Consider the following 25,062-nt stretch of genomic DNA (forward strand, 5'->3'; position numbering starts at 1 on the left):
TGCGCCACATCGCGGACCAGTCTTCGGTCGCGGCCCTATGAAAGAGCTAGGACCAGCAAGCGAATCGCGGCCCTCGGCACCAAACGAAATCGAGACGACCCCAGATCGGGATATACCGCATCTCATACCTTCGGACCGGCATCGCCCCCGACGGCGTCTTCCGGACGCACGATGACGCGCTCGACCCGGTGGACCAGTTCCGGCGGGCCGTCTTCGGCGTTCTCGATCGGCTGCGCGGCCTTGCCCCATCCGCGATCGAGGATGGCGTTGGCCGCCGAGAGGCGCACGGCCGGCGTGGCTTCGTCGCTGCGCATGATGCCGACGAGAACCCTGAGAGCCGTCCTGGTGTGGCCGCGCGCCAGCGAGCGGATCTCGGTCAGGGTTCGTGCCCTCGACGTCTTCCTGGCCGCGGGCTGGGGGGACCGCTCGCTCGCGAACTCGCCTTCGACTTGCTCGTTCACGACAGCGTCTCCCACAGCACGATTGCGATCAGGCCCGCGAGCGCGAGCGATATCAGATAGGCGGTCATCATCCCTCCATGCGAAGAAAATGCGCGGCAGATCGCGCCAGGCGAGGCGCGATCGTTTCGGGCGCGAACCCTATCTCCGTGTCTTCCGGAGACCGCAGCGGCGGAGGCAATGGGCCCTGCGCCGCGGGCCGGCACGTTCGCGCGTGCGCGGCCAGCAATGGTTCGGACGGCGGCGCGCCGATCGGCGCTCCAGGTTTGACGAGTGCGTGGCCGTAATGCGCCGCCGCCGTCCGATTCTGAAATCGAGACGAAAAAACCCGCGGCGGATGTGCTCCGCGCGGGTGAACCAAACTCGTCTCGATGATGTCATTATGCCGGTGTTTTGCCCGACGTGTCAAAGCCCCGTTGAAGTCAAAGCCCCGTTGAAATGAAACAGCCCGCCGCGGATATTCTCCGCGCGGGCTGAACCAAACTTCTTTCGATGATGTCATTCTGCCAGTGTTTTGCCCGACGAGTCAAACGAACTTACCGGCCCGGAGATCGTTAGCCGATCAGGAGGATCGGTTTGATGACATTCGAGAAGACCTCGGCAGAGACATCGCAAGAATTGCCTGGAGCCAAGCCGCGCATCGACAGGAAGCGCGAGACGCGAGAGGCGATCATCGAAGACGCTTGCGCGACAAAGGACGGGGATCGCGATCTCGTGCACGGCGATGGCGGCACCATCGACATTCCCGCCAAACCTGGCGATTTGTCGAAGGACGATTAGAGGATCGGTGCGCGGCGCGCACGTCGATGACGCCGGCGTCTCGCTCGAGGTCTTCAACATCCGTTCACGCGGCCGGGCCTTTGCAGGAACTTACCCGACGAGGGCTGCGTTGGTTGCTTTGTCAGAAGGAACGTACCTGCGATGAGCCACACTGTCCTGGTTGTTGACGACGATCCCGCCGTCCTCGACGTGCTCGTGGCCATGCTGGAAGATCTCGGTTGCAAACCGATCAGCGCCCAAAGCGGCCGGGATGCACTCGACCGGCTCGAGCAAAATCAGGACATCTCCATCCTCATCACGGATATCAACATGCCCGGCATGGATGGTCATGAATTGGCCGAGCTGGCCAAGCGCATCCGGCCGGAGTTGAAGATGCTGCAATTGTCGGGTCGCGAGCCCCGGCGCGGCGGCCTTCCCATGATCCGAAAGCCGTTTTCGTTCGAAGAGCTCGCCGACGTCATGCGGCGGACCACCGGCGTCTGCTGACCGTCCAATGCCGCAAAACAAAACCCGCCGCAGATTGCTCCGCACGGGTTGAACCAGACTCCGTCGATGATGCCACCATGCCGGTGTTTTGCCCGACGTGTCAACGTCGCGGACACGGAAGGGGAAGCCCCTCCTCCCAACTCAATATGTGGTGCGCAATGGGCTTGCTTCAAGTCCCCGCCTCTGCCGTAGAACCCCGACCCCGGAAACATCCAGAGCAACCAGCCGAGGGGTCACGACATGCCTGTACTGCTTCCGACGTCCCGTTCACACCGCCGGCCACATGCGGCCGGCGCGGGGAAACAGATGCCGCGCGGCCATGCCGTGGTGATCGCCGGCGGCGGCCCGACCGGGCTGATGCTGGCCGCCGAACTCGCGCTCGCGAAGATCGACGTCGCCATCCTCGAGCGGCGCGCGAGCCAGGATCTCGTCGGCACGCGCGCCGGCGGGTTGCATGCCCGCAGCATCGAGATCCTCGATCAGCGCGGCGTTGCCGATCGCTTCCTGCGCGAAGGACAGATCGTCCAGCTCGCGGGCTTTGCCTGGACGCGGCTCGACATCAGCGACCTCCCCACGAGGCACGCTTACGGGCTGGCGCTGCGGCAGAGCCACATCGAGCGCATCCTGGCGGACTGGGTCGAAGAGCTCGGAGTGCCGATCTATCGCAACGTCGAGCTTACCGGCTTCGCCGAGGGCGACACCGGCATCGACGTGACGCTCTCCAGCGGCGCGAGCTTGCGCACAGATTATCTCGTCGGCTGCGACGGCGGTCGCAGCCTGGTGCGCAAGGCCGCCGGCATCGATTTCCCCGGCACCTCACCGACGCTCAGCAACCTCATGGCCGAGGTCGAGATGCGCGAGGCGCCGGCATGGGGCCTGCGCCATGACGCGCTCGGCTTTCACGGCCTCAGCAAGACCGAGAGCGGTCGCGTGCTGGTCGTCGTGACGGAAGCAACCCTCGCGCGCACCAGCGAGCCCTCCTTGCGCGATCTCGGCGATGCGCTCGTCGCGGTCTACGGCACCGACTTCGGTGTCAAAAATCCCGCCTGGATCTCCCGCTTCACCGATGCAGCCCGGCAGGCCGCGACCTATCGCAAGGGGCGCGTGCTGCTCGCCGGCGATGCCGCGCATATCCATCACTCCGTCGGTGGGCAAGGCCTCAATCTGGGTGTGCAGGACGCCGTCAATCTCGGCTGGAAGCTGGCGCAGGTGGTCAAAGGCAGCTCGCCCGACAGCCTGCTCGACAGCTATCACGCCGAGCGCCATCCCGTCGGCGCGCGCGTGCTGAAGAACACCATGGCGCAGATCGCCCTGCTCCGACGCGGCGACGACGGCCGCAAGGCTGCGCGCGAGGTGATCTCCGACCTGCTCGCCATGGACGCGCCGCGCCAACGCGTCGGCGCGATGATGAGCGGGCTCGACATCGCCTACGATCTCGGCGAAGGCCACGCTTTGCTCGGCCGGCGCATGCCTGATCTCGATCTGACGGTCGAAGGACAAGCGCAAAAGCTATTCACGCTGTTGCGCGGCGCGCGGGGCGTGCTGCTCGATTTTTGCAAAGGCGGCGAGATCGACGTCGCTCCATGGGCGGATCGCGTCGATGCCGTCGATGTCGCCTATGACGGCCCATGGGAGCTTCCGGTGATCGGACGGGTCACTGCGCCCGGCGCCGTACTGGTGCGGCCTGACGGGCACGTGGCTTGGGTGGGAGACGAAAGCCAGCACGGACTCGAGGATGCGTTGACTCGGTGGTTCGGTCCCACCTCTCTACACAAGAAAGCCCGCGGCATCCCGCGGGCTCGATCCAAACTCGTCCGATGATGCTATTCTGCCGGTGTTTTGCCCGACGTGCCAAACGACGACTTACTCAACTCCGAGATCAGTCTTCACTCCGGCCGAAGCAACGGCCGTATCCAGCGCGAAAACCACTCCTCGGCGCCATTGCTCGGATTGCCTGAACCATCCACGCCGAATATCGGAGGTGGAACGAGGTAACCTGGTTCGTCCGCGAACGCGCCGATCGGCTTGCCCGCCTGAGGTTGGCCGCTGTTAGCCGTCGGGAAGGTCCAATTGCCGAACCGCTCGTTGAATTCCGTGGAAGGCAGATATGGCACCGGAGCACTCCCCGACCTGAACACGCTGCCCGCGTTGGACCCGTTGACCTGCGCGAGGCGCCGAACATTCTCGGGCGCGACTGATCCGCGTGTCGGAGAATCCGGTACTTTGGACAAGTCTGCCGGTTCGGCAGGCACAGAGCCGTCTGCCGTGCTGGCATAGTTGCCAAAGCGATCCGCAAAAGTGCTAGCGCGGGTCTCTGGATCGATCGAGGAAGCCCCGCCCAGCTGCGGCCCGAAGCTCGATGAGGCCGAAGAGCCGCTGTTCCCGGCCGTGTTGTCGACGTTAAGTCCATTGCCGATGGTGTTGAACGGCGAGGCTCCTGTCGAAAACACTCCTCCGCTAGGAGCGGCGGTGCCCCTCATCGCGCCCCGCGTGCCCTGGGCGTTGGCAGCGCGCGAAAGCGCCAAGGCGCTCCCTATGGCAAGCAGCCAAGCGGGAACGAAGGGAGCCGCTAAGCCGACGGCGGCCCCTCCGGCCAACCAAGGGAGGACGCTGCGCTCCGGAGATGTGCCTCCAGCCAACGGATTCTCGTAGTATTGATACGTCACTCCGGAGTGCGGATCGGATTGGAGCACAAGCGGATCTGATGGAGCGGCCGTTGTCGGAGGCAATTGACCGAGCCGCTGTTCGCCGGGATCAGGCGCGGGAAACGGTGGCAGAACACCCGTGAAGCGGGGATCACTTCGCCTGAATCCTTCCTGTTCGTTTAGACCTGCAAGCGAAGGTGAACTGTAGCCCGGCAGCGGCGGGAGATCGCTCGGGTTGGGTGGCGCGATACCAGGCGTGTGAAGAGTGTCCGAAGAAGGGTCGAACACTTCGAACTTGGACCAATTCGTTCCGCCCAGGTCGCGATTGCCAGCAGTGAGGTTGACGTCAGGTTTGCGAGCAATTGCCTCGTCAATCAGTTTCTGCCGCTCCGGATGAGCCAGGTAGAGCAACCATTTAATCCAATGATCCTGACCGGCTTCCGCTCCCCTTCGTTCGACATCTCTGATACTCCTCAATTGATCCGGGTACTGACCGCGGTAAGCCTTGGGATCCTCCAAAACTTCCTTGAGCCATTGGTACACTTCCTCTCGTGTTTTGCCGATAGGCACATTGGTGTAGAGATGGGCGTTAAGGAAGCCGACGCGCATGGCATCGATAAGAGTAGTGATCTCCGCAAGTCGCTCGTCTGGATCTTCGATCGTTTCGATCTGCTTGAGCCTCTTGCAAATGAGCCCGCCATACGGCTCCAGGTGTCTGCCCGGATGGGGCGACACCTCCAACTTTGCAGCGAACTCCCGACTTGCCGGCAGATAGATTCGGTTTGCGGGCCCGTCGATATCAAACGTCTTCTTGTCGATACCGCGAAACGCGGGGTGATTTTCAAAGCGTTTTGGAATGATGTGGTGATCGAAAAAAATCGACATGCACCCTCACAAGGGTTTCATTGAGTATAGGAGTTGGCAAAGTGAGCGGATCAAGCGCGCAAGCGCGGCCGCGGCGGGGACGCCCGCGCGTTCGTCAACAGGGTTGCAATGTTCCTGAAGTGCTATGGCGTGCAGGCGAGCACTCGATCAGACCGCCGGTAGTCGACGCCTACGGAGCGCTGAACTACTCACCGGCCCGAAAGCGCGAGCTTTAATGGATTTGATTTTATCGAGAATACGTACTGTGGGCCCGCCGCCATGCACTCGCAGGCGCCCCTCTGTGCGCTAGCAATAATTACCAAGCCACTGATCATCGTTGAAGCCAAGGTGGCCGGCGTCATTCACCTTCCGAGTATGAACTGGCGCCCACGAGCGAACAGACTTCTTCATTTCTCAGATGGCGCGGATCAACATATGGTTTTCGAAGGATCGCGAAACCGAATTCGCTTCAGTCCCGCCGACTTGCAAGCGTCCTTGAACTCTTGATCGCATATGATAGTCCCATTGTCATAGGCCATGCGGAAGATGTGCGCGTTCCCGACCGCGGCCTCTCTGAAGAACAGTTTGTAGCCGGGAGCGTACCCATAGTATTTCTGACCATGATCTATATAGCGAACGTCGTCCCGGATACCGATGCGCAAACAGGACGCCGATTCGTCCAGCGCATCGAGGACGCGAACAACATCACAGAGCCAATAGTCCGCGCCGTGATAGCGACCTTGCGGTACGCGCACGTCGCATGGCACGAACACGAAAGCCTCCGGATCAATCCGCTCGAAGAGGGCCTTGGTTCGGTCCGAAATGAGCCACCAACGGAAGCAGAGCTCCAGGTCATAGGGCAAACTGCCCTTGGATTTATCAAACATGTAAGGCACAGGCGGCGTAGAGGCGGGCAGACGATATACTCGGTGGGGAGGAAGGACGCTCTCGTCCAGAAGCGAAAAGCCCGGCCCCCTTCCGTTGAAATCGGGCCCGATTTCGAAGAAGCGGCGTTTTCGTGCTCGGGGACGCTTTGCAGCAGAAATTGCTTTATCGTCACGCATGACTGCATCTCGTTGAACATCGTGCTCGCGACCGCACGCGGCGGAGACCGCGATCGGCCGCATAACAATAAAGCCCGCGGCTTCCCACGAGCTTGATCGGACTGTTTCGATGATGCCATTCTGCCGGTGTTTTGCCCGACGTGTCAAACGATCGATCCCGAGCAATTAATTTGGCGGCACGTACCGATTGGACGTTGCTCATCGACATCAGTGCTTGAACTCATCAACACAGTAAAATACCGGCAGTCCGCCAAACGCATCGGAGCTCTTGTAACGAACCTGGATGCGCTCGCTCGCGCTTGTCCCCATCGTGTCGCCGTCCTTCACCACGCTGCCATGCTCGATCAGATAGACGGAAAGCCCTGCCACCTTGTCGAACAACTCCGGAAGCGTGAGCTTGCCGGTCACGAACTCGATCTCACGGCCCACGAAGGCGGTCAGCCCCATCGTCACTGCGCCGATCTTGTCGCCTGACCGGAACAGAAGAATGTCGACCCACAGCCTGAAGGGGTAGTCGGGATACGGTGCGAACGAATAGCTGGACGTCTCGAGCCAGAGGTCGGCGGGCCGCGCGACCCGGCCGGCCCACACAACGCCGCAAGCTTCCGGCATCGTCGCAATCAACGCGCCGATGACCGCAGTCGTGATGCGCGCCGCGACCAGCGGCTGCTCACTCTTTCCGAGCATCGAGACGATCAGATGACCTCGATGCCGGGCTGCCACCGCCTTGCTCTCCGGCCACGTCGTGGCCGCGCGCGCCCACAGTCCGTCATCGTCCGGGATGGGCGCCGGCATCGCCATGACGGCGACGAGTTCGTTGCCGCAGCGAATGAGCGGCGAGCTTGCTCGAGCCTGCTGTACACGCCCGTCGTCCATGGACTCCGTTGCCAACTCCGGATGTCGGGCGTGAAGCACCTCCGCAACTGCCGACATGTCCGGCGTCACCGGATTTTCCAGCAAGACAAAAGCGAGAAGGGAGCTACTCATCGACGACCCACTGAAATTTGGGGACGAAACGCGATCCTCTGCGATGCTCGCCCAAAAGTTGAAGTATTTTGGAAGATGGAACAAAACAAGAACATTGTCAACCGGCGTTTCGATGGTTCATACTATCCGGGCCAATCCGAGTGCCGACACAGCTCCCAAATGATCCCCATGTTCTCAATCCATCCCGACGATCTCACCTCTGAACCGACTCGCCGCCTGCTCGCGCTTCATCTCGCCGGCATGCACGCGAACTCGCCGCCGGGCCATGTGTTTGCGCTCGACCTGTCGGGACTGCAGACGCCTGATGTCACCGTGTGGTCGGTGCGCGCAGGCGATGACGTCGTCGGCATCGGCGCGCTGAAGGAGTTCGGCGACGGCGGCGCCGAGGTGAAGTCGATGCGGACGCACCCCGATCATCTGCGCCGCGGCATCGCGGCGCTGCTGCTGGACCACATCGTGCGCGAGGCCGGGGCGCGCGGGCTGACCCGGCTGAGCCTCGAGACCGGAAGCGGCCCGGCGTTCGAGCCCGCGCTCGCGCTGTACCGCAAGCGCGGCTTCGTCAACGGCGAGGCGTTCGCCGATTACCAGGCGAGCGCCTTCAATCAATTCCTGCACCTTGCGCTTCGCGACTGAGCCGGCGCGCGGGAGCCGGCACCCAGCGCGTCAGCCGGCATCCGCGTCCCGTCCCTGCTCTTTCACAAGCGTTGCTTGAGACAAAGCCTTGAGACGACGCCCTGAGACGATGGTGTCGAAAAACGCCCTCCGGGGTCGGCCTTGATTCAAAGTGAACTCAGAAATCGTTCGCACTCAAATTGAGTAATTTGCTTAAAAGGCTCGGTCTCCCGCGCGAAATTTAATCTTCACGCATATCAAAAGATACAGACTCTCCGCCGCGGCAGGCCTAGTCTTCATGCATTACCGCAAGGCCCGTGGCATGAGATCGGTGATGAGAACGCCAATTGCGCTCCCGCCTTTCTGCAGCGAAGGAGAGCACGCCATGATGAAGCGGCGTCGTCTTAAACAGAGCATGACACTCAACGAAAGACTTGCGGAGGAAGCCACGCGCTGTCGCGAGGAAGCGCGCGCGCTGTCGCCGGGGCGGCGCCGCGAGATGCTGCTGCGCCGGGCGCGGCAGGACGAGACGGCGATGCAGATCGAAGCCTGGCTGCGCTCGCCCGGGCTGAGGGCGCCGACATGATGCAGCAATATCGCGCTTATCTCGTCGGCGAGAACGGCATCTTCCGCTCGGCCGAAGCGTTCGAGGCCCCGTCGGATTCGTCCGCCCTCGGCTTCGCGCGGCAGTTTACACGACACGGCAAGGTCGAGGTGTGGCAGCTCGACCGGAAGATCGCCGTGCTTGATCCCGAGCAGCCCCCGCAGGGTCCGTTGACGCGTCAATGATCCCTATTGCGATCGCGAATCGAAGATCTCGATCGAGAACGAGAACGTCACCTGCATCACGGGCCCCCTGGCGTCGCGAACGTCGATCGCCATCCTCTGCCTTGCACCTGCCGACGGGGCGGACATGACGCCCTCGCGTGCCATGTCGGCCAGCGACTTGGCGGCCTCCGCCTGGACCGCGCGCGGACTGGACAATTCCAGGCCCTCCTCATCGCGCGCAACTCCATTGTCATCGAGAAGATCGAAGTAATAGCGGGGCATTGGCGCATCCTTTCCGTAGAAAGGCGCGGCCCCGCACGAAAGTTGCTGCCGAATGGAAATTTTCCGCGGGAATCAATCGGATCCCGGAACCGGGGCGCCGGCCGCTCCAGCGGCCTGACTGCGCCGGCTCGCGCTGCTCCTACTCCTCCGCGAGCTTGTTCTCGATATAGGCATCCACCGTCTCGGCGAACGAGCGCTGCACGCCGACCGCGACATCGTGCTGGTCCAGCGCGTCGCGCTGGAGCACGCGCAGGCCGCGCCCGCGGGCGCTGAGCGGCGCCGTGTTCAGATACTGATCGATGGCGCCTTTGGCGAGCGGGATGGCCTTGGGATCGCCCCTGGCGATCAGGAGCCTGAGCAGGCTCTGGCATTCGGCCAAACCTGGCATGGGTTCAGCCTCCTTAGCTGTGCTGCGATTTCGGCTTCGGCCGCTTCACCGGCTGGGTGTGGGTGCCGAACAGCGCCAGCAGGAACGCGACTTCTTCCTTCGAACCGATCTGGATCATGAGTTCTCTCCTCTTCGCTCCGTTGGTCGGAACCGGGCGCGAGGCAGTTCAGGACAATCGGGTTTCAGCTCTGTTTCAGCCGTGTTTCGTCGCGCCGAAACGGTGATGACCAGCCTGCCTGTGTGCACAATTGAACTTGAGCGCAACCGGTCGCGGCGGCCCTCCCGCTTCGCTGTTCTTTAACTGCTGCGCCCTAACGTCCGCATGTTTGAGGGCTGCAGGAGTTTGACGAGATGGGCGTGAAGTGCGCGGGATGTGCCGACGGGACGGAACTGCCGTTCGCATTCAAGATGGCGTTCCAGCCGATTGTCGATGTGACCGAGAGCAGGATCTGGGGCTATGAAGCGCTGGTGCGCGGCCCGAACGGCGAGAGCGCCCACAGCGTCCTCAGCCAGCTCACCGACGATCAACTCTACCGCTTCGACCAGGCCGCCCGCGTCATGGCGATCGAGACCGCGGGCAAGCTGTTCGCCGATCCGCGCGCGCGCCTCTCGATCAATTTCATGCCGAACGCGGTGTACGAGCCGCGCGCCTGCATCCAGAAATCGCTCGAGGCCGCGCGCCGCGCGAATTTCCCTGCGTCCAATCTGATGTTCGAGTTCACCGAGAACGAGCGGATGAGCGATCCCGCACATGTCGAGAACATCGTGCGCGCCTACAAGGCCCTCGGCTTCTGGACGGCGCTGGACGATTTCGGCGCCGGCTATGCCGGCCTCGGCCTGCTTGCCCGGCTGCAGCCGAACCTCATCAAGATCGACATGGAGCTGCTGCGCGACATCCATCTCAGCCATGCCAAGCAGGTCATCGTATCGGGCGTGGCAGCCATGGCGCGCGAGCTCGACATCACGGTTTTGGCCGAGGGCGTCGAGAACGAGGCCGAACTGACGGTGCTGCGGGCCGCCGGCATCGCGCTGTTCCAGGGTTATCATTTTGCCAAGCCCGGCTTCATGTCGCTGCCGGCGGTGCGGGGATTTCAGCGCATGGAGGTGTCCCTCGCCGGGTGAGATCTGCCTCGCCGGGTTCTCTTCGATAACGGTTCATAACCAAAAGCCCGCGCGGATTGCTCCACGCGGGTTTTTGCTTACCGCTCGAGCAGCGTTCCGCAAGAACTCAGCACTAGGTCCAAGACGTCAATTGGACCTGTCTTCTCTGGAACATCGTAATATTGCCGCTTATTCCCGGCCTGGCCCGAACCAAGTCGCGCCGCCTGCGTTGATGCGCACAACGGAGGCTTCGATGCTGGATTTGAGACTTGTGGCGACATCGCTGGCTATGCTGATTGCACTGCTGTCCGTGGCACTGGCCGATCCCGCCAGGGAGCAGGTCCGGCCCGCGGTTCAAGGCGCCACTGACGCGCGCCCGATCCGCGTCATCCTTCCCGCACCTTGGGAGCCCGCCACGACGCAGGCCGAAGCACACTCGACGAAGTGAGGTGCCGGCATAAAGGCAAGCTCGGAGGAAGACGGCCCTCTATTGCTTGCCGCGCTTCTGCGTAACAAGCTTCAAGCCGATCCCGTGCTACCAGGCGCGCGCCCTCACGGCCGCCCCGCTGCGATCGAGCTCGAGCGCAATCTCGTCGGGCCGCCGGCCCGCTTCGGCCAAGGCCGCTCGTGGTCTTGCACCGTCCATTTCTTCAACAGCGGGTCGCGGGATTGCATGTGGGAGTCGTCTCGCCTGCGCGGCGCGTTGGATTCGGCGACCCCAATCAGCATCAGCCGCAGAGCGCGCATAACAGGACAAACCGGCAAACGTTCCTAAACTGATTTCGATGCACGCGGCATTCGCATAAGACGAGCTGCGGCACTCGGAAGCTACGAACTCAAAGCAACCAATTCGAATCTCACTTGTTGTCGCCGGCACATTCACTGCCGGAGGACAAAAAAATGCGACGTCTTACTCTACTTGCCACGACCATGTTGCTGCTCGCAGCGGTGCCCGCAAGCGCACAGTCTCAGCCTGCCCAGAGCGGGCCGGGCAACAACGCCGTCAACAGCGCGGACCAGAACAACTCGAACAAGCCTGTCGCCGGCCGCAACAGCTTCACCGAGGGCCAGGCGAAATCGAAGATCGAAGAGGCGGGATATTCCAATGTCTCCGGCCTAAAGAAGGATGACCAGGGCGTCTGGCGCGGCAAGGCCGACAAGGCCGGCACCAAGGCTGACGTCAGCCTGGACTTCCAGGGCAACGTCAATCCCGCCAAGTAACGCGCCAAATAGCGCGCAAAGCAATCAGGAGACCTGACACATGACCACCACCATCTCTCGCCTCTACGACACTTACTCCGACGCCGAGAGCGCCGTGACCCGGCTCGAAGGCGCCGGCGTGCCGCATTCCGACATCAGCATCGTCGCCAACAACTCCGACAATTGGTATGGCTCGCGCTCCGGCAAGGTCGACCGCGATCGCGACGGCGTCGATGATCGTGCCGAAGGCGCCGGGACCGGAGCCGGTATCGGTGCGGGCCTCGGCGGCGCGGCCGGCCTGCTCGCGGGCCTCGGCCTGCTGGCGATCCCCGGTCTCGGACCGGTCGTCGCAGCGGGTTGGCTCGCCGCAACCGCAGTCGGCGCAGCTGCCGGTGCGGCCACGGGCGGCATTGTCGGTGCCCTGACGGAAGCCGGCGTCTCCAAGGAAGAAGCCTCGCGTTACGCCGAGGGCGTTCGCCGCGGCGGCACGCTGGTGACCGCGCGGGTGCCCGGCCAGGATCGCGCCCGTCTCGATGCTCTGTTGCACGAGCGCGCCGTGAACCTGCAGGAGCGCAGCGCGGCCTGGCAGAAGTCCGGCTGGAACGACTTCGATGCCGCGAGCCCGCCGCTTTCGCCGGAAGATATCGGCCGCGAGCGTCAGCTCTACGGCACGAGCACGCGTCGCTAAGCGTTCTCGGATTGCACGACCAGGGCCCCGCGGTGCGGGGCCCTTTCTCATGGGCGAACACGCCGTCAGCCGAGTGCCAAATCGTCCCGATGCTCTCATCCGTCCGATGCCTTGCCCGGCAGATCAAAATTTTATCTCAAATGCAACATAGCGGATTTGGCGAAATGCAATCTCTTCGCGCCATGCTGGGACATGTGCTTGCGCGAATGCAATCGGGACAACGTCGGAGAAATCGCCCATGTACTACGTCGCCGCTGCATTGCTGGTGCTGTCGGGACTGTTCTATTCCGCGAGCCATCACGAGATCGGCTCGCTCGGCGTTACGATGTGCAGCTATGGCGGCGCATTCTGCGATAACCCGCTGATCGTCTTTGCCGGCGCGGCGCTGGCCGCCGCCTGGGGCATGTTCGTCAGCATCAAGTAGCGCGGCGGCGCAGGCTATCATCCCTGGCCCTCGACATCCCCGTCACCTGGCGCGGGCAAGCCTCACGGACCCCGGCGGTGAGCCGACGCAAACTCTGGGATGATCGCAATCTACTCCTGTTTTGCCCGACAGTCAAGCTGATTTAGGCTTAACCGAAATATTGGATCGCCCGCGCGGTGAGGAACTTTCGTTCCCTCGTCAGCATTTGCTATGAAAGTAGCCGCGCCCCGACGAGGTCCGTTCATGAGCGACAGCGCTCTCACGCCGACGAAATCCGCGCCGACGCTGTTGCAAAGGCTGGGGCCGGGACTGATCACGGGAGCTGCCGACGACGATCCGTCCGGCATCGCCACCTATTCGCAGGCCGGGGCGCAATTCGGCTACGGTCTGCTGTGGACGGTGTTTCTGACCACACCGTTCATGATCGCGATCCAACTCGTCAGCGCGCAGATCGGCCGGGTCACCGGCAAGGGGCTCGCCGCCAACATCATGCAGCTCGCGCCGCGCTGGGCGGTATTGGGCCTCGTCGCCATGCTCGTTGCCGCGAACACGTTCAACATCGCCGCCGACATCGCCGCGATGGCCGAGGCGCTCTCGCTCGTGATCGGCGGGCTCAACCACGAGCACGCGCTGATCTTCGCGGCGGGCTCGACCCTGCTCCAGGTGTTCCTGCCCTATCGCCGCTATTCGCCGGTGCTGAAATTCCTCACCTTGGCGCTGTTCGCCTATGTCGCGACCGCCTTCACCGTCAAGATTCCGTGGAGTACGGCACTGCTCGCCGCGGTGTGGCCGAAGGCCAATGTCAGCGCCGAGTATTTCATGATGGTGGTCGCCGTGCTCGGCACCACCATCAGCCCGTATCTGTTCTTCTGGCAGGCCTCGCAGGAGGTCGAGGAGATGAACCAGGGCCGGCGCGACAAGCCGCTCCGCGAGCTCAAGCGCGGCGGCAACCACGAACTCGACCGCATCAAGACCGACACCCTCGCCGGCATGCTGCTCTCCAACGGAATTGCCTTCTTCATCATCCTGACCACGGCTTCCGTGCTGCATGCGCATGGCATCACCAAGATCAATTCGGCGACGGAGGCGGCCGAAGCGCTGCGGCCGCTGGCCGGCGATTTCACCTTCGCTCTGTTCGCGCTCGGCATCATCGGCACGGGCCTGCTCGCGATCCCGGTGCTGGCGGGCTCGGCCGCCTATGGCGTCGCGGAGATCTTCGGCTGGCGGGCGACGCTGGAGGCCAAGCCCGACGAAGCGGTCGGCTTCTACACCATCATCGCCGCGGCAACCATCATCGGCTTCGGCCTCGGCTTCACCGGGATCGACTCCATCCACATGCTGGTGTGGAGCGCGGTGCTCAACGGTATCGTCGCCGTGCCCATCATGGCGATGATGATGCTGATCGTCTCGAGCCGCGCGATCATGGGCCGCTTCAGGGCCCGCTCATGGCTGATCGCGCTGGGCTGGCTCGGCACCGCGCTGATGGCGCTGGCCGTGCTCGCTCTGCTCGGCTCGTCGGTGTTGGGCTAACGAAGCTACGGCGTCACGGGATTGACGGTCGGGGACGTTTTGGGCCCGGGCCGCGAGGGCTCGATCGGCGATCTCGGGCTGGTCGGGAGCACCGCGGCGCCGGCGGCCCGTGCCGCTTCTCCGGTCGTTGCATACATCGCAACATGGGCCGGCTGCGTCTTGGCGCGGTTCCATGGACCGTGGTCGACGATCAGCATGGCTGCAATCGTGACACCCGCCACGATGAGCGCGATCACGCCGGGGTGGCGTAGGGCGATAGATATGGAGCTCGCGAAACGACCATTTGTCATCGAAGTATCCGCTATTTTCCCATCGCAGGTTAATTCAGAGCCGCCCCTCTCGGTTCCCCGCTCCCGTCAGGCGGGTTCCAACAGTGCACAACCCGGGCCCGCGTGGTCGCCCTCCCGCCCATGTTCAGTCAGGAGGATGCAAGGCTTCAAATCAGCCAGTCATGGGGCGCAGGTCCAACGCCGTGATGCGGATCGGTAATGCCGTGGCTGGCGGCGTGCTCGTCGAATGAACCAGGGACAATCTCGGCGATCATCTGGGGGGCATCTTTCTGACCGGGGGTAACGTGGGGATTGCCATGCTCTTTGGACTCGACGACCGCGACGCGCGTGGAAGGAGCCACGTCGTCATCGAAGCGGAACACTGGTTCTTGATCTGCGCTTCCAAGCTTGAATGCCGCTTTCACCGGCACAGCTTCCGATGGGTTTGCACCGGCATGTGCTGCCTGCTGCGCGTTGCCATGATCCGTGTTGCCGTGAGTTGCGACGCTCTCGCTTGGGTCCGCTGCTTTGGCTGATGTTGAGCTGGAATTCGTGTGTGCCGCGCTGCCGGATTCGGCCGTCCTCGCTGCTCCTGGCGAACCGTCCAAAGCCTGAGAATGGCCTTCTTTGCCATCACTGACGCCGTTGCCGGGTTTGGGCTCCGCCCCGGCCATCTCCACGGCCACCACCTTGATCGGGCCCCGCTCCGCAACCTTCTGTGAGTGGCCGTGCTCCGTCTGCCCGGGCGTTTCGGCGCTCTCGCCCGCTTCCGCTCCTTTGGCGGAAGCCGATTGGCTCGAGTTGCCGTGCGCGCCACCGCCTGGCTCTGCCGTCTTCGCTGCTCCTTGCATACTGTCCGGCGCCTGGGAATGGTGGTCATTGCCAAGACCGACGCCCTTGCCGGGTTTGGACTCAGTTTCGGCCTTTTCCGTCGCCTTTTCCGAACCTGGTTCCGGACTGTGCTCAGAGTTACTGTGGCCGGTCCTGTCGGCGGTGTTGAAGTCCGGCTGGACCATCTCGCTCTGCTTCGTCGACGCAGCCCCGGTATTCGGGTGAGTCGGCTCATTCTTCCAGGAGAGGTTTTCCACCGTCGGAGGCGACGCACCCTGACCAGGCGCGATTGATGATCCGTAGGCGGGCACACCGGACGCACCCGCATTCTCGTCTGCTGCATCCGCAGAATCGCTGCTGTAGGTGCCGGACTTGGCCGCCGTCCCAGAGCCGGTTCGAACGTGCGCGAATTGAAAGCTCAAGCCGTCATCGGCCGAAGCGCTCCAAACGCCGGCCTCCCCGAGCGGCTCCTCACTCGCGTGGCTGCTGCTCATACTGGAAGCCGTCTCATCGGTTGCGGACGCCAGGATCAGCGCCTGTTCGAGTTGCTCAAGGGTAACCGCGACAGCCGCGCCCCCCGATTGCTGAACGACATCCGACTCCGCAACGGAGACAATTCCCTGCATGTGGATTTCGAGCAGGCCGCGGTCTCCGACATCGAGGATGTGGTCGGTTGGATTCACATAGACGATCGTTTGATTGCTTGCGGGGTCATAGATCCAGGCGAGGGTATGTGGCGGGATGGATTTGGCTGCCGCCGTCAGATGCAGCCAGGCGAGTGCCCCGAAAGCCGCAAGATTGAGCCGGCCCGGCCCGGATGCGTCATCCAGGACGGAATCGGAAGAGGCAGACTTGGCGCCGGTCGGAGAGCGATCAACACCATTCTCGCTGTTACCCCCCAACAGCTGATCGCCGCTGTGTCCGCGCGGGCGGGGATCGTGACCCGGGTCCACTACGCCGACTAGTGCTTGGAGGTTGTGAGCCGCGGCGTCCGGGCCCTCTTCGCCCCGAACGCGCTCTTGCGCGATGTTGTTCGCAGTGGTCACCGAGGCAGAATGCGGACCGAAATCGTGTGAAAGGAAATGAGGTGCTGCGTTGTCTGCGGGATTGGCATCGACATGCGTGATCGCGGCCAGTTTGGTGGCATTGTCCCCGATGCTAGCCAGGAAGCTGTCGATGGAAGCCTGATCCAGTTCATGCGACTGCGCGGCGTGCTGGACATCGCTCAGTTCGTAGATCAATGCCCCGGCGAGAGCGGCGAAGGTGCCATAGGCTCCGTGAATCGACATCGGATTCGAAGCAAGCCGCGGAAGGTGATCTTCCCCTGTACGGTCACCTCCGCTCAGAGCGTCATTGGTCCCTCGCAGCAAGAGCGCCGGCAGACTTGGCGTGCCCGATCCTGCCACGACATCCTTCCAGGGTTTCGAGCCCAGGAGTTGCTCCGCTGCGCGCAGCGCTTCCATTGCCGCGGACGGGCTCGCGGCTTGGCTTGCTTTGGCAAGCAGGTCCCTCTCCGTGAATGGTGGCGTGTCGCCGGATTTCGAGACGATGAGATGCTGGAGAATGGCTTTCTTGCAGACCTCATATTCGGCGTGCTCGCCTTTCTGACCGTGGTCATCATCATGCGCAAATATGTCGTTGGCTTCCGACGCCTTGAGCTCGTCCGCAATTGCGACCGCCAGAATGCCCAGCGCGAGCACGCTGAAACCAGAGGTGCGTTGCAGCAATGAGATGGTCGCGAGCACCGTTCTATTGGTGATCTCGAGCTTCTGAAAGATATTATGCAGATGGACTTTGACCGTCCCTTGGGAAACGTCGAGCTGGCGAGCGATCTCCTTGTTCGACATTCCTTCCGAGACCAACCGAACGATCTGACGTTCCCGGGGCGTCAACAGCTCGAGCATCTTTTCGATCTTGCTGCCGCCACCCGCTTCCCTGCCGGCGGGCGAGAGATCGGAGGGCTCCAGCGAGACACCGCTTTTTCCCATCAGCCGCAGTGATTGCAGCATGGTGCCGGGAGCGGCATCTTTGGAAATTGCGCTGCAAGAGCCGGCAGCGATCGCTGCGGTCAGATCGTGATTGCCGCCGGCTTCGGTAAAGAACACCAGGCGCGTGGAAAGCTTCTCGACTTTCGCAATCGCCAGGATGTCGGATGCGGTCAGGTCCGGCAGGGTGTCGGCAATGAGTGCGACGTCGGGCGACAAACTCCTGATAGCTTCGAGGCAGCTTGTCCCGTCGCTAGCCGAGGCGACGATATCGAAATCCTGCTGTGTCCCGAGGACCGACTTCAGCCCCTGCAGGACGATCGGTTGCCGATCAACGATCGCAAGCCGGATGGGTTTGAGTATCCGGTGCTTGGCGGACGCGTCCAACATCGACTTTGCCTCGGCCCGGTCCTCTATGTCCTTCGGCATATGGCCGTGGCCGGGTGGCTTATTAAAATATGACGAGTGGATTTGGTTCCCTTGGCGGAAATCAGTTTGGACGGCAGCAAGTGACAAATAGCTCTTTTGACCCAATGGCCGTGGCCGTGGACTGGCTTGATGCCTACCGCGCTGGCGATATCGAAGCGATCTTGGAGCTTCATGCAGACGATGCCGTAGTGCACTGCGGCTGCAGCGGCGTCCAGACGATCACCGGCCGCGAAGCCCTTCGTGCCTATTGGATCCAGCACCTCCAAAAATATCCCGCGGGCACGCTGGACGATCTCAACCCTTCAGACCGGGGAACCGTGATTTCGTACGTCACCAGTAAGGGCGTCATGAGCGCGAATTTGGCGTTTGACGCCGCCGGGAGGATCAAGGTTCTAGACTGCGGGCGCTTGCACTAGAGCGGCCCGGACCGGCCGTCCGCGGCGTGTCGGCAACTAATTCCCAAACGTCGTCCGCAAGGCGGTTACGATGACCGCCGAGATGAGAAACGAAATCGCGAGCAGCGTCCAACTCGGACTTGTGCTCCCGCGAACTACGCGCGCGACGAACATTTTAATGGTGGTCAACATTCGTCTCTGGGAAGCCGGCACAGGTAGGCTATCCCGAAGCTGGCGAGTTCTTCGGCATCGCTCTCGCGCTCTTCCCTTCTCCTGAGCAAATGGCGTTCCAGCAGGCATCGCCGGCTGTCGAACAGGTCGACCTCGGGATGACGCGCCCGGTACACCGTCCACGCCGTTTCGGCGGCATTCTTCAAGACGGCGTCGTCCACGATGATGCTCTCCAGACACCTGTATCCATGCTGCCAACTCACGGCATCGTCTATATTTCCACTTTTTCCCGATTAACTTTGGTCGAAACGACCAGATCGTCCGCCATGGCGCCGGCCGTGATGGCGGCCCCGCCGGATACGATGTGCCGCATCGATGGAGCGGCGGCTCCACCACGACCACCTCGTGGTACGGCAACGGCATCATCGCCATTGGCGAGCGCTACACCTCAAAGGCCGCGCTGCAATAAACGTGGCTTTTTCCTATGAGGCGAGACGTTTCGCTAAGTTCGCGGGGCGGCTGTGACGGCGTAGCAGGTTGCTGCGGAGATGCAGCGGGCGACTTGGGCGGCTCTGCCGGAGCAACAGACTCGCCCCCGCCGTGGGGCACACAGGTGCCGACGTTGCTTAGCAGTCTTTTCGCCTCGAGCTCGCGCGCCTTCTTGTAGTCGCTACGCCGGTCGATTCTTGCAGCGGCCAGCCGGTCCCAGGCATCGAACGCATCGGAGTAATGCTGTCGCATTTGCGCCTCGGCGGACAGGCAGTCGCTGAACTTGTCGAAGACGAGATCGGTGTTGACGGGCGCGACGCCACCCACGAGGACCACGAGCATCCATTTCATGGTGTCCGCCTATTCACGTCTGCATTGGCAAAATGCGGCCGCGTCGCCGCTGGGGTTTGAGAAAAAAAGGCCCCAGCTCGCGGGTATATTGGGGGGCATTGGAGCTGGGGCCATGCGGGGTCACCCTTGGGGAAGGGCATCGGGAAAACTTGGCAATTGCGAGAATGTTCCCCCGCGCAGCTTAAAGTCTCGCGGAACTCTGAGAAAGCCCCCTTGCCGGCAGAGCTGCAGTCCGCCATCGATACGGCCCTGTCGCAACTGCCGGGTGACAAGCTGCGCCCCATCTAGCAGATGGGCGTTCGTAGCCTTCGTCAGCCGCCGCTTCACTCGCCCGGAGCGATCGCATTGCTCGGCGTCGGCCGGTCGGTGATCTGCTGGCCGAACAGGCTACCGATCAGTTCGACGGCGGTGCGCGCCGTCCGGCCACGCTCGTCCAGGAAGGGATTGAGCTCGACGATGTCGACCGATCCCACCACGCCGGAATCGTGCAGCAGCTCCATGATCAGGTGTGCTTCGCGATAGGTCGCGCCACCCGGCACCGTGGTGCCGACGCCCGGCGCCACGCTGGGATCGAGGAAATCGACGTCGAAACTGACATGCAGCACGCCGTTGCTCGCCTTGACCCGTTCGATGACCCGCCGGATCAACACGGCGACGCCAAACTCGTCGATCTGGCGCATGTCGACAACCCTGATCCGGCGTGCGCGCATCAGCTCTTTTTCGAGCTTGTCGATCGAACGCGCGCCGAATAGATCGAGCCTGTCAGGGGTGATCGAAGCGCGCGGATCGTCACCGAGCAGGCCGTCGAGGCCGGGCTCGCCGCACAGAAACGCGGCCGACATGCCATGCATATTCGCGGTAATCGTCGTCTCCGGCGTGTTGTAGTCGGCGTGGGCATCGAGCCAGAGCACGAACAGCTCGCGTCCCCGGTCCTGCCAATGGCGCGCCATGGCGTTCACCGATCCCATCGAGAGCGTGTGATCGCCGCCGAGGAAGATCGGCAGCGCGCCGGTTTGCGCGATCTCATGGCCTCGTTGGCTCAGAACGCGCGTCCAGCGCTGGATCTCGCGGTAGTGATTGGCCCTTTCGGGCGGCCTGTCGGTGAGATCCCCGACTTCGGCCACGGAAAGATCGCCATAGTCGACGACCTCGAAATCCAGGCTTTCGAGCAATGTCGCAAGGCCCGCGGTACGCAACGCCGCAGGGCCCATCAAGGTGCCGCGCTGCGACGCCCCCATGTCGATGGGAGCACCGAGTAAAGCGATGCGCCGGGCTCGATCCGTCATGGTTCGATCGGTCACGGCTGTCTCCTGACGTCAACGAGGTCGAGCCAGCCTAACAGAGATTCGCCCCCGTCGTTTCCCGGGCACAAACGCCTCATCCGACATATCATTCGGAACAAAGGCCCGCGCGCTGAATTGCTTATCCAAGGCCGGCACCCGCCGTAAACCACGGCGCCTCTCGCGGATAGCCAAAGGTCGTCAGACCCGCTGTTCAAAACGAGCGCTCGCGCGGATAGCCAAAGGTGTCGGCCTCCATTCTCACGCTTGGAGATCGCGCTTGAGCACCGAGATACCGCAGTCAGAGCACCAACCCGGCATGGCCGAGCGCGCCATCGATACAGCGGCGGACGTCTCCCGCACGATTGGTGAAGTGGCCGGAGGGCTGCATTCGGCAGTCGGCCGCCTGACCTCTGCCGTCGAGGAATCGCGGAAACCTGGTGGGACTCTCGCGACAGTCGCATCGATCACGCGCGAAGCGCCGCTTGCCAGCCTGTTCGTCGCCTTCCTTTTCGGGGTCGCGGTCGCCCGCCGCCGATAGACAGCGAGGCCACCTGGCTCAGGCGGCACTGACCGCGTCGAGTTCCGGCGCCAGGAATTGCTTTTCAAACGACTGCGCAGGCATCGGACGGCCGAAGAAGTATCCCTGACCTTCTTCACATCCCATGCTGACCAGGAAGTCGGCGGTTGCACGATCTTCGATGCCTTCCGCCACCACGGTGAGACCGAGCCGCTTGCTGAGGCCGATGGTCGAACCGACGATCGCCGCGTCGTCGGAATTCGAGAGCAGCCCGGACACGAACGACCGATCGATCTTGAGCCCGTCGAGCGGAAACTTCTTCAGATAGCTCAGGCTCGCGTAACCAGTACCGAAATCGTCGAACAGGATGCGGACGCCAAGCTCCTGAATGCGCTTGAACATGTCGAGCACGCGGCGTTCATCATCGAGCAGGATGTCTTCGGTCACCTCGATTTCGAGCAGGGACGGTGTCAGCCCCGTCGATTCCAGCAATGTCGCAACCGAATGCGCGAGATCGCCGGACTGGAGCTGCGACGGCGACAGGTTGATCGCGACGCGCACGCCGCTTCCGGACAGCTCCCAGCCGCGCGCCTGACGGCAGGCGGTTTCCATCACCCAGTTCGCGATCCGCTCGGACAAGGCCGAGGTGTTGACCACCGGCATGAACTCTCCGGGCGAGACGTAGCCGCGCACGGGGTGCCGCCAACGGATGAGCGCTTCGGCGCCGACAAGGCTGCCGTCGGTCAGACGAACCTGGGGCTGGTAGAACAGCTCGAACTCGCCGCGATCCGCGGCGAGCGCCAACTCGCTCTCCAGCGTCAGCCGGCTCTCCAGTTCCTGCCTGATCGCAGCCTCGAAGATCACATGGCTGCCGCGCCGCGTCATCTTTGCCTTGCTCAGCGCCAGATGACCATTGCTGAGAAGTTCGTCGGCGCCCTGTCCGCCTTCGCCATAGACAGCGACGCCGATGCTGATTCTGACGCGATGCTGGCGCGTGCCCGTCGCCAGCGGCGTTTCGAATGCACGCGCGATCCGCTCGGCGAATTTCACGATCGGCTCACTGCCATCTGCGGCTTCGCGCGCAATGGCGAATTCATCTCCGCCGAGCCGCGCGACGATCGCCCCATCTCCGGCCTGCCCCTCCAGGCGAATGGCAACCGCCTGCAGTACGAGGTCTCCCGCCGAATGCCCCAGCATGTCGTTGATGCTCTGGAAGCCGTCGAGCCCGATGACGAGCAACGCGACCTCGCGAGGCTTTCGCTCCGCATTCGCGATCATGCCGACCAGGCGGGCGTGCAGCGTGTTGCGGTTGGCAAGGCCGGTCAGCGCGTCATGTTCGGCAAGATATTTGACGCGTTCGGCTTCGCGCTTGCGGACCGAGATGTCGCGCAGGATCGCGCCGTACTGGAAACCCTCCGTTCCCTGCCAGCCCGAAAAGCTCGCCTCGACGGGGAAGGTTTCACCATTCTTGCGCCGGCCCTCGAACTCGACGACGACCGCGCCGCCCGGAACCAGGAGCGCCTGGCGCGCGGCGTCATGCATGGACGGCCTTGCATCACCGTCCGCCGGCACGACGCACAGCGTTTCGAACGGACGGCCGATCATCTCCGCCGGCGCGTAGCCGAAGATCGCGCTCGCGCCGGGATTCCAGACCGTGATCCGATGATCCTCGTCGGTGCAGACGAGACCGTCACCAAGCGACATCGCGATGCGGTGAAAGCGGCTCTCGGCGATGCGTCCCAGGAGACCACGGAAATCGATCTCGTCCAGCGCAATCGCGGTCAGATAAGCGACGATCGCGATGTGGAACAGCGATGTGTCAATGACGAGGGACCATCTTGCCTGCACGAGGGCTGCGACGAGTTCGACAACCGCCCCGGCGGCGACCAGGACCGCGACGCGAATTCCCGGCGCGAGGCGGCGCCACGAATACATCATCAGCAGGCAGATCACGCCCAGACCCAGGATCATGCCGATATCGGACGTCCAGCGCAGCATCCGGTTCTGGAGGATCGATTCTGCGGCCAGCGCCTGGAGGACCGGCCCCGAGACGATCTTGCCGTTGGGAACGCTGAAGCGGTCGCCGAGCTCGAGCGCAGTGGCGCCGACGATGATCTTCTTGCCTCTCAGCCTGTCGAGAGCAGCGGTATCGCCGCGCAGCACGTCGACATAGGAGACGCTGGGAATGGAGGCTGCACGAATGCTGAAATCGATCAGGAAGGGCGGCCGCCGGTTGGCGTCCTGCCCGGCCAGCACGACGGCCATCGACGGCATCACGGCATCGCCAAGCTTCTCACCGAACGGATAGCGGCGAACGAGTCCGTCGGATTCGACTGCGACGTTGACGACCGCCGGCCACGACTGGTTGCTGAACGATTTCAGGGGACGGTTGATGTGGGCCGCACCGCCATTCGGCGTCGGCTGCTTGAAGGACGCCAGGATCGTCGAGCCGCCGGCTTCGCGAAGGGCCTGGACGAAGGCCTCGTCCGAAGCCGGATCCGAGGGTGTGCTGAAATCGACGTCGAAGGCGATATCCGCCGCTCCCGCCGCCTCGAGCCTGTGCAACAGCTCCGCGTGGAGCCGGCGCGGCCAGGGCCACACCCCGATCCGATCGATGGACGGCGCGTCGATAGCCACCACGACGACATTGCCGCTGGCCGCACGCGATTGCCAGCTGAACCGTAGGTCGGTGAGCGCGTTGCGAAGCGCACCATGCCATCCCGTGGACAGCACGATCGCAAGCGCGATCGCGACGAGAATATGCGGCCGATAGCGTTTCACCCGATCCTCCCGCGCACCCGCTTCTGCAGGTGCGTCCCTCATCCCCTAGTAAACCGCCTCAGCGCCTGCCATAGGCGTGGCCATGGCCGTTGCTGCCGTTACCGCCGCCGTTCCCATTGCCGTTGCCGTTGTTGCCCCTGCCGTTGCCGGTGGCACCGTTATTGCCATTCCCGTTACCGTTGTTGCCGTTACCGCTATTGCCGTTGTTGCCGCCGGAGTTTCCAGGGCTGTCGCTGGATGCACCTGCTGCCGCTGCCGCGATCGCCGCACTCGCAGCCGATGCGCTGCTGCTAGCAGTTGCCGCACCGCTCGTCGTTGCCGCAGTCTGGACGGAGCTGTTGGATGCCGGGGCATTCGATTTGCCGTCGCTCCAGACCGTCTCAGAACCGGTGTTGGCGTTCGCGTTGCGCACCTGTCCGGGAGCAACCGCGCCGCGGGCGAGCCCATTGGTGACCTTGTGGACATTCAGCTTGACCTCGCCGAGCGAGTTCGAAATGCGCACGACGCCGGCCTTGGAAACATGACCTCCGGCCGCCTGATGCGATGCCTTCGGCACGCCAGCCGCCTTGGTCCCCTTGTCGATCGGACCGAGCGCATGGATCGCATGGCCGCTCGCGGCATTGCGCGGCGCTGACAGGCCCGATTTCGGCACGGGGACACGCTCGATCGTCGAGGCGCGCGGCTTGCCGTGCTCGATCGGATTGAACGTGCCTGCACCGCTCAGGCTGAGACCGGGCTTGCCGCGCTCAAAGACCGTGGCCGCTTGACCCGGCATGACCTGGGCGATCTGTCCCGTCTTGAAGTCGGAGACTTCGACCTGGCCGCGGAGCACGCCGACCTTGGTGCTGCCAGCTCCCACCGTGACGCTGAACTGCGTTCCTTTCACCACGGCGGCGAGATAGGGCGTCTCGACCTCGAAATGCTTGACGTTGCGCTTCTCGACCTCGAGCAGGATCGATCCCGCCTGCTGGACGATGGTGGTCGAAAGCCCATCCTTCTTCTCGGCCGGCAAGCCGACCACGGAGTTCGGAGAGATCAGAATGGTTTCCTCGCCGCGGACGAGCAGCACCCGGCCATTGCGTCCGGTGCGGATGGTATTGCCGGGCTTGAGCGTCGCTTCCTGGTTCAGCGACACCTGTTGCGCGCCGTCGGTCGCGACCCATACTTCGCCGGTGGCCTTGCTGACCGACCAGACGCCGTCCTCCGCGGCGAATGCACCGGAAGCCGCTCCGAGGGTCAGCGCCACCACGAAGGCCCACCGCATTCCAATTCTGCCAAGCATGA

General features: G+C 63.2%; 27 protein-coding genes. 14 read left to right on the plus strand and 13 right to left on the minus strand.

Going from position 1 to position 25,062, the window contains the following annotated elements; all coding sequences use genetic code 11:
• Nucleotides 1-122 precede the first annotated feature (122 nt).
• Complete coding sequence (locus CIT39_RS24590) at nucleotides 123-461, minus strand: hypothetical protein (protein ID WP_094972617.1); 339 nt, start codon at nucleotides 459-461, stop codon at nucleotides 123-125.
• A gap of 576 nt (nucleotides 462-1,037) precedes the next feature.
• On the opposite strand from CIT39_RS24590, the gene CIT39_RS24595 reads away from it, so the two are divergent.
• The 3 genes from CIT39_RS24595 to CIT39_RS24605 all read left to right on the plus strand — a co-directional run bounded on the left by CIT39_RS24595 (nucleotide 1,038) and on the right by CIT39_RS24605 (nucleotide 3,545).
• Nucleotides 1,038-1,238, plus strand: coding sequence for a hypothetical protein (locus CIT39_RS24595; RefSeq protein WP_094972619.1), 201 nt, complete (start codon nucleotides 1,038-1,040; stop codon nucleotides 1,236-1,238).
• Nucleotides 1,239-1,379: 141 nt separating this feature from the next.
• On the plus strand, nucleotides 1,380-1,724 hold the full coding sequence (locus CIT39_RS24600; protein WP_094972620.1) for a response regulator: 345 nt from the start codon (nucleotides 1,380-1,382) through the stop codon (nucleotides 1,722-1,724).
• 240 nt (nucleotides 1,725-1,964) lie between these two features.
• Entirely contained in the window at nucleotides 1,965-3,545 is a 1,581-nt protein-coding gene (locus CIT39_RS24605) for an FAD-dependent monooxygenase (protein WP_094972621.1), read from the plus strand.
• Nucleotides 3,546-3,610: 65 nt separating this feature from the next.
• Here CIT39_RS24605 and CIT39_RS24610 read toward each other — a convergent pair whose 3' ends face one another.
• The 3 genes from CIT39_RS24610 to CIT39_RS24620 all read right to left on the minus strand — a co-directional run bounded on the left by CIT39_RS24610 (nucleotide 3,611) and on the right by CIT39_RS24620 (nucleotide 7,284).
• Nucleotides 3,611-5,254, minus strand: coding sequence for an AHH domain-containing protein (locus CIT39_RS24610; protein WP_094972622.1), 1,644 nt, complete (start codon nucleotides 5,252-5,254; stop codon nucleotides 3,611-3,613).
• Between the two features lie 407 nt (nucleotides 5,255-5,661).
• Nucleotides 5,662-6,297, minus strand: coding sequence for an imm11 family protein (locus tag CIT39_RS24615; protein WP_162308662.1), 636 nt, complete (start codon nucleotides 6,295-6,297; stop codon nucleotides 5,662-5,664).
• Between the two features lie 207 nt (nucleotides 6,298-6,504).
• Nucleotides 6,505-7,284: a DUF4261 domain-containing protein gene (locus CIT39_RS24620; RefSeq protein ID WP_094972624.1), complete on the minus strand. Its 780-nt coding sequence runs from the start codon at nucleotides 7,282-7,284 to the stop codon at nucleotides 6,505-6,507.
• A gap of 168 nt (nucleotides 7,285-7,452) precedes the next feature.
• On the opposite strand from CIT39_RS24620, the gene CIT39_RS24625 reads away from it, so the two are divergent.
• The 3 genes from CIT39_RS24625 to CIT39_RS24635 all read left to right on the plus strand — a co-directional run bounded on the left by CIT39_RS24625 (nucleotide 7,453) and on the right by CIT39_RS24635 (nucleotide 8,685).
• On the plus strand, nucleotides 7,453-7,917 hold the full coding sequence (locus tag CIT39_RS24625) for a GNAT family N-acetyltransferase (RefSeq protein ID WP_094972625.1): 465 nt from the start codon (nucleotides 7,453-7,455) through the stop codon (nucleotides 7,915-7,917).
• Between the two features lie 364 nt (nucleotides 7,918-8,281).
• Nucleotides 8,282-8,482, plus strand: coding sequence for a hypothetical protein (locus CIT39_RS24630; protein WP_094972626.1), 201 nt, complete (start codon nucleotides 8,282-8,284; stop codon nucleotides 8,480-8,482).
• On the plus strand, nucleotides 8,479-8,685 hold the full coding sequence (locus CIT39_RS24635) for a hypothetical protein (RefSeq protein WP_094972627.1): 207 nt from the start codon (nucleotides 8,479-8,481) through the stop codon (nucleotides 8,683-8,685). Before CIT39_RS24630 ends, CIT39_RS24635 begins: the two co-directional genes overlap by 4 nt.
• 3 nt (nucleotides 8,686-8,688) lie before the next feature.
• Here the strand turns inward: CIT39_RS24635 and CIT39_RS24640 are convergent, their stop codons facing one another.
• Nucleotides 8,689-8,946: a DUF6894 family protein gene (locus tag CIT39_RS24640; RefSeq protein WP_094972628.1), complete on the minus strand. Its 258-nt coding sequence runs from the start codon at nucleotides 8,944-8,946 to the stop codon at nucleotides 8,689-8,691.
• A gap of 139 nt (nucleotides 8,947-9,085) precedes the next feature.
• Entirely contained in the window at nucleotides 9,086-9,334 is a 249-nt protein-coding gene (locus tag CIT39_RS24645) for a hypothetical protein (RefSeq protein WP_094972629.1), read from the minus strand.
• A gap of 351 nt (nucleotides 9,335-9,685) precedes the next feature.
• On the opposite strand from CIT39_RS24645, the gene CIT39_RS24650 reads away from it, so the two are divergent.
• The 6 genes from CIT39_RS24650 to CIT39_RS24675 all read left to right on the plus strand — a co-directional run bounded on the left by CIT39_RS24650 (nucleotide 9,686) and on the right by CIT39_RS24675 (nucleotide 14,277).
• Entirely contained in the window at nucleotides 9,686-10,456 is a 771-nt protein-coding gene (locus tag CIT39_RS24650) for an EAL domain-containing protein (RefSeq protein WP_094972630.1), read from the plus strand.
• 232 nt (nucleotides 10,457-10,688) lie between these two features.
• Entirely contained in the window at nucleotides 10,689-10,883 is a 195-nt protein-coding gene (locus tag CIT39_RS24655; RefSeq protein WP_148667338.1) for a hypothetical protein, read from the plus strand.
• Nucleotides 10,884-11,335: 452 nt separating this feature from the next.
• Entirely contained in the window at nucleotides 11,336-11,656 is a 321-nt protein-coding gene (locus tag CIT39_RS24660; RefSeq protein WP_094972632.1) for a PepSY domain-containing protein, read from the plus strand.
• A gap of 40 nt (nucleotides 11,657-11,696) precedes the next feature.
• Complete coding sequence (locus CIT39_RS24665; protein WP_094972633.1) at nucleotides 11,697-12,323, plus strand: hypothetical protein; 627 nt, start codon at nucleotides 11,697-11,699, stop codon at nucleotides 12,321-12,323.
• 238 nt (nucleotides 12,324-12,561) lie between these two features.
• The gene (locus CIT39_RS24670; RefSeq protein ID WP_094972634.1) at nucleotides 12,562-12,747 is read left to right on the plus strand and encodes a hypothetical protein; all 186 of its coding nucleotides are present in this window, start codon (nucleotides 12,562-12,564) and stop codon (nucleotides 12,745-12,747) included.
• Between the two features lie 243 nt (nucleotides 12,748-12,990).
• A complete protein-coding gene (locus CIT39_RS24675) occupies nucleotides 12,991-14,277 on the plus strand; it encodes an NRAMP family divalent metal transporter (protein WP_094972635.1) in 1,287 nt (428 codons plus the stop codon).
• Between the two features lie 5 nt (nucleotides 14,278-14,282).
• Here CIT39_RS24675 and CIT39_RS24680 read toward each other — a convergent pair whose 3' ends face one another.
• Together CIT39_RS24680 and CIT39_RS24685 are read right to left on the minus strand one after the other, a co-directional pair.
• The gene (locus CIT39_RS24680; protein WP_094972636.1) at nucleotides 14,283-14,567 is read right to left on the minus strand and encodes a hypothetical protein; all 285 of its coding nucleotides are present in this window, start codon (nucleotides 14,565-14,567) and stop codon (nucleotides 14,283-14,285) included.
• Between the two features lie 146 nt (nucleotides 14,568-14,713).
• Complete coding sequence (locus tag CIT39_RS24685; protein ID WP_094972677.1) at nucleotides 14,714-17,752, minus strand: LuxR C-terminal-related transcriptional regulator; 3,039 nt, start codon at nucleotides 17,750-17,752, stop codon at nucleotides 14,714-14,716.
• Nucleotides 17,753-17,820: 68 nt separating this feature from the next.
• Between CIT39_RS24685 and CIT39_RS24690 the strand changes: the two genes are divergently transcribed.
• On the plus strand, nucleotides 17,821-18,207 hold the full coding sequence (locus tag CIT39_RS24690; RefSeq protein WP_244607445.1) for a nuclear transport factor 2 family protein: 387 nt from the start codon (nucleotides 17,821-17,823) through the stop codon (nucleotides 18,205-18,207).
• 164 nt (nucleotides 18,208-18,371) lie between these two features.
• Here CIT39_RS24690 and CIT39_RS24695 read toward each other — a convergent pair whose 3' ends face one another.
• The 3 genes from CIT39_RS24695 to rocF form a co-directional block, all read right to left on the minus strand.
• Complete coding sequence (locus CIT39_RS24695; RefSeq protein WP_244607446.1) at nucleotides 18,372-18,578, minus strand: hypothetical protein; 207 nt, start codon at nucleotides 18,576-18,578, stop codon at nucleotides 18,372-18,374.
• 220 nt (nucleotides 18,579-18,798) lie between these two features.
• Nucleotides 18,799-19,197, minus strand: coding sequence for a hypothetical protein (locus tag CIT39_RS24700; RefSeq protein ID WP_244607447.1), 399 nt, complete (start codon nucleotides 19,195-19,197; stop codon nucleotides 18,799-18,801).
• A 323-nt stretch (nucleotides 19,198-19,520) separates the two neighbouring features.
• A complete protein-coding gene (gene rocF / locus CIT39_RS24705; protein ID WP_094972638.1) occupies nucleotides 19,521-20,498 on the minus strand; it encodes an arginase in 978 nt (325 codons plus the stop codon).
• A 259-nt stretch (nucleotides 20,499-20,757) separates the two neighbouring features.
• Here rocF and CIT39_RS24710 point away from each other — a divergent pair, with 259 nt between their 5' ends.
• Entirely contained in the window at nucleotides 20,758-21,018 is a 261-nt protein-coding gene (locus CIT39_RS24710) for a hypothetical protein (RefSeq protein ID WP_162308663.1), read from the plus strand.
• Between the two features lie 18 nt (nucleotides 21,019-21,036).
• Here CIT39_RS24710 and CIT39_RS24715 read toward each other — a convergent pair whose 3' ends face one another.
• Nucleotides 21,037-23,778: an EAL domain-containing protein gene (locus tag CIT39_RS24715; RefSeq protein ID WP_162308664.1), complete on the minus strand. Its 2,742-nt coding sequence runs from the start codon at nucleotides 23,776-23,778 to the stop codon at nucleotides 21,037-21,039.
• Nucleotides 23,779-23,836: 58 nt separating this feature from the next.
• Nucleotides 23,837-25,060: a FecR family protein gene (locus CIT39_RS24720; RefSeq protein ID WP_094972641.1), complete on the minus strand. Its 1,224-nt coding sequence runs from the start codon at nucleotides 25,058-25,060 to the stop codon at nucleotides 23,837-23,839.
• Nucleotides 25,061-25,062 lie beyond the last annotated feature (2 nt).

Origin of the sequence: Bradyrhizobium symbiodeficiens, from assembly GCF_002266465.3 — a bacterium.
GTDB classification, from domain to species: domain Bacteria; phylum Pseudomonadota; class Alphaproteobacteria; order Rhizobiales; family Xanthobacteraceae; genus Bradyrhizobium; species Bradyrhizobium symbiodeficiens.